The organism is Rhizobium bangladeshense, assembly GCF_017357245.1.
Classification (GTDB): Bacteria; Pseudomonadota; Alphaproteobacteria; order Rhizobiales; family Rhizobiaceae; genus Rhizobium; species Rhizobium bangladeshense.
On record NZ_CP071612.1, the window covers coordinates 2766167 to 2780825 of the forward strand.

The window sequence follows — 14659 nt, forward strand, 5'->3', positions numbered from 1 at the left end:
GGGCTTAGTTCTGCAGTTCGGCCGGGATCAGCTTGGCGGCTTCGGCCTTCACGTCGACGGCCGGGAACGTGTCGGGGTAGAGGTAGTGCGCGGCCTCGCGCAGGACGATTTCGCGAGCGATCGGGCCGTTGGTCTCGACCCACTGGTCGCCGACATAGAAGACGCGGTTGTTTTTGACCGCCGACAGCTGTGACCAGATCGGGTTGCTCTCATGCGGGCGATCCGGGCCGGAATCATAGACGAAGATGACCTCCGGGTCCTTTTCCAGCATGGTTTCGAGGCTGAGGTCGATGCCGAATTCGCCACCCGGGCTCTTCGGCCCCGGAACATTGTCGCCGCCGATCGCAGCGACGATCGAGGCCGAGGTATTTTCCGTGTGGAAGGCGAACGGCGTTGCGCCGCCCCACATGATCAGGAAGCGCGGGTGAACATTCTTCGGCGCCTTGGCGGCAAACTCCGCCAGATGCTTGCGGAAATCGGCGTTGAGCTGCTCGCCGCGCTCGGGCTTGCCGAGCAGCTTGGAAAGAGAAGCAACCTCCTTGTAGCTCTCTTCCAGCAATTCCATGTTGTAGGCGACGTAAGGTGCGATGTTCTGAAGCTGCGCCGCATTGCCCACCGTATAGCGGCGGATCGCGATGATCAGATCCGGCTTGGCTTCGGAGAGAAGTTCGAGATTGGGCTTTGCGCGCTGGCCGATCTGCTTCATTCCGGCAGTCAGGCCGAGCAGAAAAGCGGGTCGCGGCCTGAAGTCATATAGGTGCTGGCGACCGGCTTGATGCCGAGTGCCAGCGCGACGTCATCGGCGATATAGGAAATCGAGGCAATGCGCTTCGGCTGCGCCGGGACTTCGACAGTGATGCCCCGATCATCGACGATCGAGACCTTCTTGCCGTCATCCGCCTGGGCGGCGCCCGCCACCAGCATTGCGGATAGGCCGATGGCCGAGAAAAATTTATATACATATCGAGTCATATCTGAAAACTCGCCTCTCATGCGCAGAGGCTTTAGCTAAAAAAGCGGAGTTTAACAATCATGATTCTCGGACGCGCTTTCGGGAAAATGCCGCTTGGCCGGCTCAATCCTCAGCCAAGGTGAAGACTGCACAAGGTTCTGCGATCCCACGCAAAAAGTGCTCGCCAAGTGGCGTCAGCACGGCCTCGGTGTTCGCCGCCACCTCGCCCGAGATCAGCACGCTGTGGCCGAGCGGCTTGCAGAGCCCTTCCAGCCGGCTGACCATATTGACCGCTGGGCCGATGGCGGTGAAATCCAGCCGGTCGGCCGCGCCGATATTGCCCCAGAGGATCTCGCCGAAATGCAGCGCGGCGCCGAAGGGCAGCGGCGCCAGCCCTTGCGCCTCGCGCATCTGGTCGAGATGGATCATGCCGGCGCGGCTGGCCGCGACGGCTCGGAGCGCCGCCTCGCAGGCTTCCCGATCACCGCGGCTCTCTTCGCCGGAAGCGCCCGTGACGGGAAAAATCGCCAGCACACCGTCGCCGATGAATTTCAGCACCTCGCCGCCAAAGGCATGCACGGCGCCTGCGATGCGGTCGAAATATGCGTCGAGCGCTGATATCATCGCATGCGGCTCCGTCACCTGAGAAAGCGCGGTGAAATCACGGAGGTCGGCGCAGAGAAGAGCCGCGCGGATGGTTTCGCCGGTGCCGCGCGCAAGCACGCCCGACTGAACCCGGGCCGCACTGCGCCGACCGAGATAGGCTTCGAGCAGGGCTGCCCGCGCCTCCCGCGCCGCAAGGGCTGCAACCGGTGCGGCGGCAAAACGCGCGACCTCCCTCAGGCGGCCGGCTTCATCCGGAGCGAATGCGTCCGCCCCTGCCCCCTTGCCGATGGCCGCCCAGCCGAGCATCGTACCGTCTTCCGAATTCCCGATCCTCTCCTCCCACACCGGTCCGAGCCCGGCGAGCCACTCGCGCCCGGCATCGCTTCGCGGGGCGGCGGCAAAGCCCAGCGCCTCGATGACCGCCCCGGTCTCCGCACGCCACAGCCAGGTGCGCCGCGCAATAATCGGATGCGGCACCGAAAGCGTCAGCGCGCCACCGGAAAGCGGCAGGCCACCAACCAGCAGCCGGCGCCCGAGCTCGGCCAGAAACTGCTCGGGACCAGGCGAAGCCGCGGCTTCGTCAACCAGCCAGGCAAGGGAGGGAGGCAGATCCATGCCCCAGCATCGCATCACCCCAGTGTGCGGGCAACCCCGCGGCGTTCGTCCCGCGGAGGCCGCGCACCCCTCCGGGCGCCTGCACCCGGGGCGTCCGCCAGCAGCCTGGCCCGCATCCCCTGTCAACCCCCTCGCAAAACAACCCTGTGGAAAAACATTCACCGCGGTGGAAAATCGCCCAAAAAACACTTTAAACTTGCGCGGCTTTGATTCCATTATGTGCCAGCTTGTCATCTGCGATTGAGGGGTTGCGATGGGCACGACATACTGGCCGAAAGACCCGCTTGACGGGAACGACATGACGCTGCTGACGTCGATCCTTCGGCGGTGGTGCGCCCGTTACGGGATCGAATTTACCGCGGAAGAGAGCAAGCGGAAGGCGAAGGAACTCATCGAATGGTTCGAGTTCGGCGTCAAGGATCCGGCCGAGCTCGAAGAGTTGATCGACGGAAAGCACTGGCTCGTCAACCGCATCTAAGTGCCGCCGTAGTTCTCAGGAAAAAGGCCGGCGAACATCGCACCGGCCTTCGTTCGTCTGCCTCTGTACAAGGCCTTTAGTAATCGTCGCGCCAGCGGCGCTCGCGATGCCAACGCCGCTCCTCGCGCCACCGCGGGCCATCCCAATGGTGGTGATGCCGCCGCTCCCAGCCCCAGCGCGGTGGGCCGCCATAGAAGACCACCGGCGGCGGGCGGCGCCAGTTGCGGCGGCATTCGCCCCAGCGCGTCAGGTGCCAGCCGCGACCGCAGGCGTAGTCGACCTTCGTGACAGCGCTCTCAACCTTGATTGTCCCGACCGGCATCGCCTGAGCTGTGCCGATCGAGAGACTGCCAGCGAGCAAGGCAGCCGCGATAGTAAGTGCCTTCATCGAAAACTCCAATTCAATCCAGCCGCACCCACATTAGGCCCGCCAAATTGAACCTCCGATGAACTGCGCGTTCATGTTTGCCCTCGAAAAACCTCGCCTCTTGACGGCCGGTTTTCGGCCGTTCCTCTCGCAGCGTCGAGCGCCTGACGAGTGTCCCGCCGCTGCCGAATACCGTTCACGTCCTGCCGTAAAAGCGATCCGGACCGGGATCCCGCCCGGCTGCCACCTCGGTGAGCCGTCCGAGATAATGCGCCCAGCCTTCCTCGTGGCCGGCGCATTGTTCCGCACTCGGCAGGCCGCTATGGGTGAGCCGCAAAAGCGTCCCGCCTCCCTGCTCGATCAGGTCGATTTCGACCAGGCTCGATCCCGGCGGCACCACCTCGCTGCCATCCCAGCCGAAGCTGTAGGCAAGGCGATGCACCGGCACCACCTCGCGAAACGAGCCGCGCGCAAATCGGGCGCCGGTGACGTTGACGAGATAAAGCCCGCCCGGCTGCGGCTCGACCTCGGCCTCCGTCCCCATCCAGCGCAGAATCTTCTCTGGATCGGTCATCAGCGCAAACACCGCCGCCGGCGGCGCCGCAATATGCGCCTCGCGGCGCACGACGAAAGACTCTTGCATATCTCCCTCCCATGGTTGCCGCCCCGCTTCAGCAGGGAAGACGATTGTGCTGTTATCGACGTGGATGTCCTCGGGGAAGCATGTAGGCGCAAGCGTACGCTCAGCAAGGGCGATTTGCATGCATCCATCAGCCGCCAAAGCACCCGCCTCGCCCTCGAGGCCCCTTGCGGGGCGCCTCAGAATGAGGCTCCCTTGCAGTTGCAACCCGCTCCACCCATGAAAACATCTCCCTATTGCCAGACCGCCGCCGTGCCCCTATGGTCGCGCCGTTCTCAGGGCGGGGTGAAAGTCCCTACCGGCGGTATGCAGTTTCGATTGCGAGCCCGCGAGCGCCTTCTCTAGGGAAGGGTCAGCAGATCAGGTGAGATGCCTGAGCCGACGGTCATAGTCCGGATGAAAGAGAACGTGCGATGCCGCTGCCCTCCCGGGCTGGCGGCGGATGCTCGTGATCGCCTTGGGTGACGTGTCTGTACGCCAAAGGAGATGACTATGACACCCACCCGTTATGCCTTCGTCAAAGCCGGCTGGCACGCCGATATCGTCGACCGTGCGCTCGAAGGTTTCCAACAGCTTGTTCCCGCCGAGCAGATCGACGTGTTCGATGTTCCAGGCGCCTTCGAAATGCCGCTGCTGTCGCGCGATCTTGCCGCCTCCGGCCGTTATGCCGCCGTCATCGCCGCCGCCTTCGTCGTCGATGGCGGGATCTACCGCCACGAATTCGTCGCCCAGGCAGTGGTCGATGGCCTGATGCGCGCCGGCATGGATACAGGCGTGCCGGTGCTGTCGGTCTCGCTGACGCCGCATCATTATCAGGAAACAGAGCATCACACGCAGATCTACCGCGCCCATTTCGTCGAGAAAGGCCGCGAGGCGGCGCGCGCCGCCCTCATGATCGGCAAGACCCGCGCCGCTCTTGCGGCATAGAAGCCCGCGTCACAGGCGGCGGGATCGGCCCGCCGTCTTCTCCCAACAGAAGAATTGATTCGACGCCCAACCCGCGCTGTGGTCCACTCGACCCCGACATGTATCGCCATTCTTAATGCGTCCAGACCTTGAGGGAGCTGAAGATGAGCAATGCAATGCACAGTGAATCCCCAACCGAATCCACGACGACTCGACCGCTCGACACCAAGCTCGAAGTGGTCGTCATCCCCGTTTCCGACGTCGACCGCGCCAAACGCTTCTACGAGAGCCTGGGCTGGAGGCTCGACGCCGATTTCGCCAATGATGCCGATTTCCGGGTAATCCAGTTTACCCCGCCGGGCTCCGGCTGCGCGATCATCTTCGGCAGCAATGTCACCGCCGCCACCCCCGGCTCCGCGCAGGGGCTCTACCTCATCGTCTCCGACATCGAGGAGGCGCGACGCGATCTCGTCGCCCGTGGCGTCGAGGTGGGCGAGATCTTCCACGACGCATCAGGCGTCTATGCCGGCAAGGATGAGCCCTATCTCTTCGGACGCCTGCGCATCGCTGGCCGCGACCCCGAGCAACGCAGCTACCGCTCCTTCGCCTCGTTCAGGGATCCCGACGGCAACGGCTGGCTCTTTCAGGAAGTCACCACTCGTCTGCCCGGCCGCATTGACTCCGACCAGACCGCCTTCTCCACCTCGAGCGACCTCGCAGCCGCGCTCCGCCGCGCCGCGCAAGCCCACGGCGAACACGAGAAGCGAAACGGCGGCAAATACGACGATAACTGGCCCGATTGGTACGCGGAATACATGGTCAGCGAGCAGGCCGGCAAGGCGTTGCCGCTTTAGGTGACGGCAGGCGCAGGGAGCACCCGCCTCGCTGGAGGACGCGGGATGTTTGTCGCTTCCTTCACCGGCAGGAGAAAGGGGGTGCCACACGGCATCTCCTCCCATCCCCAGGACCCGCAGCGCCCCGCCCAAACCACCAATTCACCGATCAAATATATCCCGCCACAGCTTTTCGCCGATCATACAATCCGCCGTCGGCGCCTCGCCGGCGACCCTCACCGTCACCGGCGGGGGCAGGCCGCTGATCTCCAGCACCAGCTTGCGGCGCACAGCGATGGCGAAATCCTCGATCTTGTGGACCGGCAGCACAAAAGCGCCGGGGCCACCGATCACGCAATCGGCGTAGTATTTGTCAAGCCCGCCCTGCGCATCGGAGGGCCGCAGCATAATGGCGAGGCCGTTGATGATCATGCCTGATGCCACCGCCTTGTCGCGGGCGGGAGTGACGGGATCGCCGGAATTGTTCGGGCCGTCGCCGGAAACGTCGATCACCTCACGCCGGCCACGAAAGGGACCGGCGGTGATCATGCTGGCGCCGTGGTCGATTGCGGTCGAGATCGATGTGCGCCTTTGCGTGGCGATCGGCCGGGCATCGAGCTTGTCGGCGAAGGCGATCGCATCCACTTCGGACTCGATCACCTGCCAGTCGATCATCGAATCCTGGACGACATACCCCGCCCATTCGAAATAACTGATGGCGATGCGACCAGTGAGCCCGCTCTTGACCGCATCGATAAATTCCTTGTGCTTGAGCGCCTCGACATAACCTTGGCGCTGAATACTGATCTCCTCGAAATCCATCGACCGCGAGGTGTCGACGGCAAGCACCAGCGTCACGTCGACCTCGTTTCCGCCGACGCCCGCCGCCGGAACAACGCCGGAAAGACCCATGAGCACCGCAAGTGTCGTCGTCAGCATCGGCAAATCCCCGCGCCATCAGGCGAAGGAACTGTAACACAGCTTGGCCTGCGCAGGACGCCCGGCGGAGCGCGAGGCTTCAATTTTCGGTGATATCAGGAATGTCCGGCCTGCCCGCCCAGGCTCCGGCCTTGCGCTCTGTACCCGCGGTTGCCGTGATAGGACGGCCTAAAAGATCGAGCTGAAGCTGGTTCTTGAGGTCGAGGAAAGGCGGCATGCTCCGACGCTCCCCATCCTGGTGTGTAGCCCGTGAGGGCGAAGTCTCGAAGGGCACTCTCGGCGCTGCCACTTGCAGTCATCGACCGCCGGCACAGCCGCCCCGCCCTTCGAGGCTCTTGCAGGTCACCTTGGGGGCGAGGCTCTCGCGAGGAACCAAGGCTCCCCTCACCCCGCAATCAAAAGCAGCACATAGGCGATCACGCTCACCATCAACCCGCGAAACGCGAAGGTGACGCAGCGGTACTTGTTGCGGGCGATGGCGGAGAGGATATTGGCGTTTTCGAAGTACTGGTCGAAGAGGTAGCGCTCGTCCCGGCGAAGAGCGGCCTCGAAGAACATGTCGCGATGTTTCGGCCAGGCCCCCCAGAACAGCGAGGTCGAGGTACCGAGACGTCGCGGCAGCACGACGAGAATCGCCGACAGGATGGAAAAAACCGAGGCCGCCGCCAGCAGGCCGGAAAACAGCACGCTTCCCGACGTGCCGCCGGTATAGCGCGTCACGCTGAAGACCGCCCTCACCTCACTGGAGCTCACCAGAAAGGCGAGCATGAAAGTAAAGATGTAGGCTGCCTTCTGATCGGATATCTTGATCTGATCATAAAATATGTCGTTGATTTTCTTGATGTGGTCGAAATACTCGGTGCTGACGTCCCCGCTCGTCGGATTGCTCAGCATAACCTCAGTGGCATTTTCAAATTCGCTCACGTGAATACTCCACCTGAAAAGTGTTTCCCTGATATTACACTTCGCGATGAAAGCAAGAACACGTGTGCAACATGCTTGACTTTTCCTCTCTACACCGACAAAGGGGAAGCGGGGTACGGGGTCGAGGACATGCGGAGTTATTCCAGTAACATCTGTCGCGTCGGGTTGGCGCTTGCTTTTGGCGTGCCCAGTTTTGGGCTGCCGGCAATGGCCGATCCCGTACCGCGGGCCACGCCGGTTGCCGGCTCGGTCATCGCTCGCAAGACCGGCGAGGAAGTCCGCTTCATCGACGTGTCAAACTGGCGCGTTGTCGACATCAACCAGGATCTTCTGACCGGCGACGTGCTGCGCACCAATGCAAACGGTCAGCTTGCTATCGTTTTTTCCGACCACACCCAGGTTCGCCTCGGCCGTAATTCCTCGCTGCAGGTCAAGAAGATGGCGGCGAGCGGCGATACGGTGCTCAACCTCCAATCCGGCACCATCTGGGCGCGCGCCGAGCGCGGCGGCCAGGGCCTGACGGTGGAGACACCGGCCGCCGCAGCCGCGATCCGCGGCACCGACTGGACGATGACAGTCGAGGGCGCCAAGACCTCGATGATCGTGCTGGAAGGCCGGGTGGCGCTCAGCAACCCGCAGGGCAGCGTCGAGGTGAGCGAGGGCGAAGGCGCGGTCGCCACCATCGGCCAGGCGCCGACCAAGATCATCAGCGTCAATCCCGATGACCGCGAACAGATGCTCTTCTATCTGGACCTGCGCGACGGCTTCGACCTGATTCCGACATCGCCGCTGCGGGCCGACCGCATGGCCGCGGAGCGCCGCCGCCTGCTGGCGCTGCAGCCGGAGCGGCGCACGACTGAAGACTGGCTGCAACTGGCGGAAGTGCAGAGCGCCTTTGACGGACGCCAAGCCGCGGCCGCAACGTTGCAGAATGTCCGCGGCCGAAAGCTGACGGTGGCTCAGCAGGCGCGTGTCGACCTGATCGAAGCCACCATCGCCGGGTCCGAAAAACGCTACGGCGATGCCGCCAAGCTCTTCAACAAGGCCCTGCCGCATCTCGACCCGACACGCCGCAGCATGGCGCAATATGGAGGCTATTTCGCCCGGTCATTGGCCGATCCCGCCCATGCCGAACAGCCGCCGGCCAACGCGACCGGCCCCTATGGCGCGCTCATGCAAGCCTATACGACGGGCTTCCTGAAAAACCCGCGCGCGGCGATCGAAATCATCAGGGAAGCGGAACAGCACTATCCCGATGATCCGACGCTTCCGGCGGTCCGCGCCCAGCTGGCGCAGCTGACAGATGACCGCGAGCAGATGAAGGAAGCGATAGAACGCTCGCTGGTACTCGACCCTGACCATCCGATGGCGCTATCCGCCCGCGCGAGTTACAAGGCGGTCTATCAGAGCGACATGAACGGCGCGCTCGCAGATCTGAACCGCGCCATAGCCCTTGCCCCGGGCGGGTCAGGTACGCTGAATTCGCTCGGCCTGCTGCAAAGCTCGCGCGATGCCAATGGCGAGGCGGAAAAGGCCTTCAACAAGGCGATCGAGCTCGATCCGCAGGACCCGCTGCTGCACGCGAACCTCGCGATCCTCTATCTCGACCAGGGGCGGATGAAGGAAGCCAAGCGCGAGATCGACACGGCGATCGCCCTCGATCCAGCCTTCGATCTCGCCTTGCTCGCCCGCGGCCGCTACTACCTGCAAATTGGCGAGCGCGAAATGGCGCTGCAGGACCTGCTCGCCGCCAGCACAGCCAATCCAGCGCACTCGCAGTCGCAACTGATGCTCGCCGCCGCTCACTACGAAAAAGGCGACCGCATCCCTTCACAGCAGGCGCTCGATAACGCCGACCGGCTCGACAAGAACGACCCGGCTATCTCGGCATTTCGCACGGCCGTCGATATCGACGATTACGACGCCGACGGCGCGATCCGCAACGCTCAGGAATATCTGAACCGTTCGCGCGCCCGCGGCGGCGATTACAGCTCGCTCGGCGCCAATGCGAGCGCCGGCTCGACGCTCAACAACGCCTTCCGCCTGCAGGGCCTGGATGCCTGGGGCCGCTATTACGGCGATGCCGTCTTCGATCCCTTCGAAGGCACCGGCTATATCGACCAGGCGATCAAGGGCAGCATCTTTCCTTTCGTCAACGCGACGAGCTTCAGCGACGACAATATCATCCAGTATCGCGGCAACGCGTCGAGCTATTCGTCCTTCATCCAGGGCCTGCTGCTCTCACCGCACATGCTCTCTGGCCGTTCGCGCTCGGCATCGCTGTTCGACGTGCCGTTCATCGAAGGATCGCTCGGCGGCGGCATCAACAGCGTCGACGGCCATACCAGACGTATCGGCGAAGCCGATATCCAGGGCTATTCCAACGAAACGATCCCGATCAGCTTCTATGGCAATCTGACCTGGGAAGAGCTGGCGCTCGATCGCGATTATCGGGATTTCGGCGGCGTTCAGACTGATAACAAGCTGCTGAGCGCCAATGGTTATCTCACCGCGACCGTCACGCCCGATGATCGCGTGGTGGCCTTTGTCAACCACGGCAAGAATGATGGCTCACTGAGCGCATTATCGTCAAATACCGCGTTCATGGAACTCGTGTTCGGCGTGCGTTTCCCGCTGCCTCTCTACACAACGCAGGAGACCGTCGCCGAAACCACATATGCCGGCGTCGGCTGGAGCCACACGTTTGCGTATGAAAACGTGTTGAACGGAGCACTGCTTTATTCTGGAAGCAAATCGGATACGAACAACGCGCTTGATGTCGACGTGGACCCACTGTTTTTCCGGACAGGCGTTCCCTTCATCATTCCCTTTAGCGACGTCACCCAAGAGACCGAATCCCAAACCTATATCGGCGCTCTGAGCCATTCCATAGGCGCCGGACCTTTGACATTTCGCTACGGTATCGAAGGCGGCTGGATGGATGTCAGCAGCACGGTCGATACGACGCTCTTGGGTTTGACAGCTCCTCGCGATCACACCGAGAACACCATCGATATCGGCCGTGCTTATGTCGATGTGCTGCACGAGATCACGCCCGATCTCAAAGGCGAATACGCCTTGTTCGCCACGCATCTCGAGGGCGACGGCATCGACATCAGCCGGCTGGAGCCGCGCTTCGGCCTTGCCTGGACGCCGATTCAAAACCACTGGCTGCGTGCCGCCTTCATGCGGCAAAGCTTTGATACCACCGTGCCGACCCTTGCTCCGATCGGCATACTCGGACTGCAGGCCAATCAGTTTTCCACTAATCCGCAAGGCTATACGGATACGATCGCCCTTCAGTGGGATGCCGAATGGACCGACCGATTCTTCACTTCGGTCGAATACCAGCATCAGGAACTGCATGATTTCTCGGTCGATTTTCCGCTGATCTCGCTTCCCTCCGATACCAGCCTGCCGATCTCGCGCGCCAGGATCGATCGCGCTGCCGTCACTGCCAATGTCGTGCTCGGCCATGGTTTCGGCCTTTCGGCTACCTACGCCTATATGGATTCGGAAAACCGCGATCCGCTTGAGCCGATCTATGGCGGCCCTCTTCCCTTCATCCCGCAGAATTCCGGGCAGATTGCATTGACCTGGGTCAACGAAGCCAAGGTCAAGACAACGCTGGCCGCCAACTATATTGGCGAGCGCGACGGCGATAGGTTCGGCACTAAGCTCGACGACTATTGGAGCCTCGACGCCCACCTGGTCTGGGAGCCGTTCGACAAGCGCATCGAGCTGGAAGCGGCCGCCTATAACCTGCTCGACGAGGACTTCGAGATCACGCCCGGCGTGCCCGGCTGGGGCCGCGCTTTCAAGGGCACGCTCAAAGTCCGCTTCTGATGCGAGCGCCGGACAAGCCTAGGCAGGCACGACAGACCGGCGGCCGCCATCTCAGGCTCCTGGTTCTGTCGCTGACGACGCTGATCGCCATCTCGTTTCTGTCGCGCCTGCCCGCCTGGTCGCTGCTGGAGCTCAGAAGCTTCGACTATCTCTCGACCGTCGACGATCCCCGTCCGCCGCCCGGCGGACCCGTCATCGTAGCGATCGACGAACCCTCGCTTGCCGATATCAATGCGCAATGGCCCTGGCCGCGCAGCCTGCATGCCGAGCTCATCACTCAGCTGCGTGCCGCCGGCGCCCGCGTCATCGGCCTCGACATCATCATGGCCGAGCCCTCGAGCCCGGATAATGACGCGGCGATCACCAGGGCGGTCGGCCCCGATGTCGTGCTGGCCGGCGACGAGACGCTGATCGAGACGCCGCAGGCCTCACAGCTGATCCGCGCGACACCGCTGCCGCAGCTTACCGAAGCGGGTGCTGTGACCGGCATCGCCTCGATCGATCTCAGCGGCGACGGCACCTTCCGGCGCATCCCGGGCTACGAGGACGGCTTTGCCGCCATGCTGGCCAAGGCCGCAGGCGTGGCGCCCGAGACCCTGCCGGCCGGCCGGCTGATTCAGACCTTCGGTCCCGCCCGCAGCTATCCCACCGTCTCCTATTATCAGGCGCTCGATCCTCAGCACCTGCTGCCGCCGGATTTTTTCAAGGACCGTGTGGTACTGGTCGGCCTCAGCCTGCAGAATGCGCCCGCTATCGACAAGGGCGGCGTCGACGCCTTTGCGACGCCCTATACGGTCCATACCGGCAAGCTCGTTTCCGGCGTCGAGATCCAGGCGACGATCTATGACAATATCCGCCGGGGCCTGTCGATCGCCGAGGCCCGATTGCCGACGGTCGCCGCCTGCATCCTGATATCGGTGCTGCTGGCCGCCACGACCGTCTGGCGCTCGACCGGATGGCTGACGGTCGTGACCAGTGCCGCGGCCCTCCTCGCCTTCGCGGCCGTCAGCGCCGCCGGCATCCGGCTTGCCCATGTCTTCGTCTCGCCGCTCGGCCCGACGGTCGCCTATATCTCCGTCGTCTTCGGCCAGGCCGCCTTCGATTTTGCCGAGGAGCGCCGCAACAAGCGCCAGATCACCCGCGCCTTCGCCCAATACATATCGCCCGATCTGGTCAAACGCCTGTCGAACGACCCTTCGCAGCTGAAGCTCGGCGGCGAGCGGCGCACGCTCTCGGTGCTGTTCTCCGACGTGCGGGGCTTCACCACCATCGCCGAGACGCTGAAGGACGATCCGGAGCAGCTGACCGGACTGATCAACCGGCTGCTGACGCCGCTCTCCGATGTGGTGATGGATCATGGCGGTACGATCGACAAATATATGGGCGACTGCATCATGGCCTTCTGGAACGCGCCGCTCGACGATCCCGACCACGCGCTTCACGCCGTGCGCGCCTCGCTCGCCATGCAGGCGGCGATTTCGAGGCTGAACGGCGAGCTGGAGCGGGAGGCGGCCGAACTCGGCCGCAAGCCGCATATCCTCAAAATGGGTGTCGGCATCAACACCGGCGAATGCATCGTCGGCAATATGGGCTCGACCCGCCGCTTCGACTATTCCTGTCTCGGCGACAGCGTCAACCTCGCCTCGCGCCTCGAAGGCGCCTCGAAGAATTACGGCGTGGCACTGCTGCTCGGCGAAGAAACCGCAAGACTTGTCGCCAACACCTACACCGTGGTCGAACTTGACCGCATCATCGTCAAAGGCCGCACCGTCCCCTCGCCCGTCTTCACCGTTGTGCACAAGGCCGACGCCGAAGCGCTGGCCGCCCACCAGGCTTTCATCGAGACGAAATATGCCGCCACGCTTGTGCCGTCCGATCCGGTCTTTGACAGGCTTTCCGCTGATATCCCCGAGCTTGCCAATTATTATGCGATCGTGCGGGATGCGCTGACAGAAGGCGGGGAATGACGGCACAGCATTTCTCGCCAAGTCGGGCGCGGCACTCTCGAACGCTCTTAATCCTGAGGCACGAGTTCAAACCCCAGGGATGACACGCATCCCCTCCGCACATCCTCATTATACAGCAACCGCAACGTACAAGGATGAGGCTCGCTTGAGCGCTGCCGACATCCTCCAGATTGGCGGGAGGAGATCGTTATGCCGCCCGCAGCCTCGCAATCTCAGGTCCAACCACCGCGATGAACAGCCCGGGATCGCCGAAAGCCCTCGCCGAAAGCATCGCTCCATGAACCGAGGCCATCAGCATTTGCGCCTGCTCTTCCGGCTGCTTGTCCAGCCGGAACTGGCCCTGCTCGACTCCGGCCTGCAACACCGAGGTCAGCCATGCCGCCAGAGCATGGAAATGTGCTCGGACGCGTGAGCCGACCTCGTCCGGCAGCATCTGCATTTCGCTCGCGAGCATCGCGCAGACGCAGAAGGGCTGCGAGGCGTTCTCGATGCAGGAACGCCAGTAGTCGACGTAGAACTGCAGCTGATCGGCAGGGCTTGCTGCTTGCTCGCGTAGCGACTGCAAACCCGCCTCCGCCTGCTTGGTGTAGCGCTCCACCAGCACCGCGACCAGCTCGGCCTTCGCAGGAAAATGATGGTGGATGCTGGCCTTCCGGATGCCGATCGCATCCGAGATGTCGGCATAGCTGAAGCCGTTATAGCCGCCCGCCACGATGAGAGACTGGGCGATATCGAGGATCTTGTCGGAGGTCGAAGCCATTGCTTTCATAGCCACGCCTACCTTCTGGTAGGAAGACTGTCAAGTTCTGGCGCTTCGCTCTCCCTTCACAAGAAGGTGTCTGCTGACCACATTGACTCGATCCATCAGCCTGCCTACTAGTAGGTAGACAACACAAGGAACCTGTCTATGCAAACTCAGTCTTCCAACCAGTCCGACTGGCTACGATCCTATTATTTCATCCGCGCCGCATTCTCGGTCATCTGGATTGCCGCCGCCATTGCATTTGCCGGACAGCCCGGCGCTGCGGCCCTTCTGCTGGTGATCTATCCGTTATGGGATGCGCTGGCCAATCTGCTCGACGCCCGGGTCAATGGCGGCCTGCGGGCCAACCCGCCGCAGACGCTGAACGTCGTGGTCAGCACGGTCACGGCGCTCGCCGTCATCATGGCGCTCAGCAGGAGCACCCATGCCGTCCTCGCCGTCTTCGGGGCCTGGGCGATCCTCTCGGGCCTGTTGCAGCTCTACACCGGTGTGAGGCGCTGGCGCACCGAGGGCGCCCAATGGGTGATGATCCTGAGCGGCGCGCAATCCGCCCTTGCCGGCGGCTTCATGATCGGCCGATCGCTCGGCACGGCCACGCCGACGATCCTGGATATCGTGCCTTACGCAGGTTTCGGCGCATTCTACTTCCTGCTCTCCTCGATCTGGCTTGCAGTCGCAGCCTATCGCAAGGCGCATGCATAGGCGCTATCACGTCTCTGCGGCGGCAAACATGCCGCCGCAGAGAGCTTTATCCGGCCCATTCAAGATCTCGGCGATGCAGGAGATTGCGGAAGACGATGACATTCTTTCGCGCTATGAAGGG

General features: G+C 62.9%; 12 protein-coding genes, 1 pseudogene and 1 riboswitch. Of the genes and pseudogenes, 6 read left to right on the plus strand and 7 right to left on the minus strand.

Annotated features, from left to right (window positions below):
- Positions 1 to 4: 4 nt before the first annotated feature.
- Both J2J98_RS13520 and J2J98_RS13525 read right to left on the minus strand, forming a co-directional pair.
- Positions 5 to 972, minus strand: a pseudogene (locus J2J98_RS13520) (ABC transporter substrate-binding protein).
- A gap of 103 nt (positions 973 to 1075) precedes the next feature.
- Positions 1076 to 2173 (minus strand): adenylate/guanylate cyclase domain-containing protein, encoded by a 1098-nt coding sequence (locus J2J98_RS13525; protein ID WP_138393264.1) that lies wholly within the window; start codon positions 2171 to 2173, stop codon positions 1076 to 1078.
- Between the two features lie 253 nt (positions 2174 to 2426).
- Between J2J98_RS13525 and J2J98_RS13530 the strand changes: the two genes are divergently transcribed.
- On the plus strand, positions 2427 to 2651 hold the full coding sequence (locus tag J2J98_RS13530) for an alpha-amylase family protein (protein WP_207601315.1): 225 nt from the start codon (positions 2427 to 2429) through the stop codon (positions 2649 to 2651).
- 76 nt (positions 2652 to 2727) lie between these two features.
- Here J2J98_RS13530 and J2J98_RS13535 read toward each other — a convergent pair whose 3' ends face one another.
- Together J2J98_RS13535 and J2J98_RS13540 are read right to left on the minus strand one after the other, a co-directional pair.
- Positions 2728 to 3039, minus strand: a complete 312-nt coding sequence (locus tag J2J98_RS13535) for a GCG_CRPN prefix-to-repeats domain-containing protein (protein ID WP_064706114.1) — start codon at positions 3037 to 3039, stop codon at positions 2728 to 2730.
- A gap of 175 nt (positions 3040 to 3214) precedes the next feature.
- The gene (locus tag J2J98_RS13540) at positions 3215 to 3661 is read right to left on the minus strand and encodes an SRPBCC family protein (protein WP_064705450.1); all 447 of its coding nucleotides are present in this window, start codon (positions 3659 to 3661) and stop codon (positions 3215 to 3217) included.
- Between the two features lie 264 nt (positions 3662 to 3925).
- A riboswitch (FMN riboswitch) is annotated at positions 3926 to 4070 on the plus strand.
- 80 nt (positions 4071 to 4150) lie between these two features.
- On the opposite strand from J2J98_RS13540, the gene J2J98_RS13545 reads away from it, so the two are divergent.
- A complete protein-coding gene (locus tag J2J98_RS13545; protein ID WP_064694549.1) occupies positions 4151 to 4585 on the plus strand; it encodes a 6,7-dimethyl-8-ribityllumazine synthase in 435 nt (144 codons plus the stop codon).
- A 143-nt stretch (positions 4586 to 4728) separates the two neighbouring features.
- On the plus strand, positions 4729 to 5418 hold the full coding sequence (locus J2J98_RS13550) for a VOC family protein (protein WP_207601316.1): 690 nt from the start codon (positions 4729 to 4731) through the stop codon (positions 5416 to 5418).
- A gap of 141 nt (positions 5419 to 5559) precedes the next feature.
- Here J2J98_RS13550 and J2J98_RS13555 read toward each other — a convergent pair whose 3' ends face one another.
- Positions 5560 to 6333 carry a DUF1194 domain-containing protein gene (locus J2J98_RS13555; protein WP_138393487.1) on the minus strand — a complete coding sequence of 258 codons (774 nt, stop codon included), beginning with the start codon at positions 6331 to 6333 and terminating at the stop codon, positions 5560 to 5562.
- A gap of 387 nt (positions 6334 to 6720) precedes the next feature.
- Entirely contained in the window at positions 6721 to 7260 is a 540-nt protein-coding gene (locus J2J98_RS13560; RefSeq protein WP_207601317.1) for a Pycsar system effector family protein, read from the minus strand.
- Between the two features lie 129 nt (positions 7261 to 7389).
- Between J2J98_RS13560 and J2J98_RS13565 the strand changes: the two genes are divergently transcribed.
- Positions 7390 to 11106, plus strand: a complete 3717-nt coding sequence (locus J2J98_RS13565; RefSeq protein WP_207601318.1) for a FecR domain-containing protein — start codon at positions 7390 to 7392, stop codon at positions 11104 to 11106.
- A complete protein-coding gene (locus J2J98_RS13570) occupies positions 11106 to 13073 on the plus strand; it encodes an adenylate/guanylate cyclase domain-containing protein (protein WP_207601319.1) in 1968 nt (655 codons plus the stop codon). Before J2J98_RS13565 ends, J2J98_RS13570 begins: the two co-directional genes overlap by 1 nt.
- Before the next feature lie 187 nt (positions 13074 to 13260).
- Here the strand turns inward: J2J98_RS13570 and J2J98_RS13575 are convergent, their stop codons facing one another.
- Positions 13261 to 13842, minus strand: a complete 582-nt coding sequence (locus J2J98_RS13575; RefSeq protein ID WP_207603133.1) for a TetR/AcrR family transcriptional regulator — start codon at positions 13840 to 13842, stop codon at positions 13261 to 13263.
- A 138-nt stretch (positions 13843 to 13980) separates the two neighbouring features.
- On the opposite strand from J2J98_RS13575, the gene J2J98_RS13580 reads away from it, so the two are divergent.
- Positions 13981 to 14538, plus strand: coding sequence for a DUF308 domain-containing protein (locus J2J98_RS13580; protein ID WP_207601320.1), 558 nt, complete (start codon positions 13981 to 13983; stop codon positions 14536 to 14538).
- Positions 14539 to 14659 lie beyond the last annotated feature (121 nt).

Excerpts from the sequence above, each read along its gene's own strand:
- J2J98_RS13565 (WP_207601318.1), top strand. The coding sequence starts at position 7,390 with ATGCGGAGTTATTCCAGTAACATCTGTCGCGTCGGGTTGGCGCTTGCT.
- J2J98_RS13540 (WP_064705450.1), bottom strand. The coding sequence starts at position 3,661 with ATGCAAGAGTCTTTCGTCGTGCGCCGCGAGGCGCATATTGCGGCGCCG.
- J2J98_RS13535 (WP_064706114.1), bottom strand. The coding sequence starts at position 3,039 with ATGAAGGCACTTACTATCGCGGCTGCCTTGCTCGCTGGCAGTCTCTCG.
- J2J98_RS13580 (WP_207601320.1), top strand. The coding sequence starts at position 13,981 with ATGCAAACTCAGTCTTCCAACCAGTCCGACTGGCTACGATCCTATTAT.
- J2J98_RS13550 (WP_207601316.1), top strand. The coding sequence starts at position 4,729 with ATGAGCAATGCAATGCACAGTGAATCCCCAACCGAATCCACGACGACT.
- J2J98_RS13545 (WP_064694549.1), top strand. The coding sequence starts at position 4,151 with ATGACACCCACCCGTTATGCCTTCGTCAAAGCCGGCTGGCACGCCGAT.
- J2J98_RS13525 (WP_138393264.1), bottom strand. The coding sequence starts at position 2,173 with ATGGATCTGCCTCCCTCCCTTGCCTGGCTGGTTGACGAAGCCGCGGCT.
- J2J98_RS13575 (WP_207603133.1), bottom strand. The coding sequence starts at position 13,842 with ATGAAAGCAATGGCTTCGACCTCCGACAAGATCCTCGATATCGCCCAG.
- J2J98_RS13530 (WP_207601315.1), top strand. The coding sequence starts at position 2,427 with ATGGGCACGACATACTGGCCGAAAGACCCGCTTGACGGGAACGACATG.
- J2J98_RS13570 (WP_207601319.1), top strand. The coding sequence starts at position 11,106 with ATGCGAGCGCCGGACAAGCCTAGGCAGGCACGACAGACCGGCGGCCGC.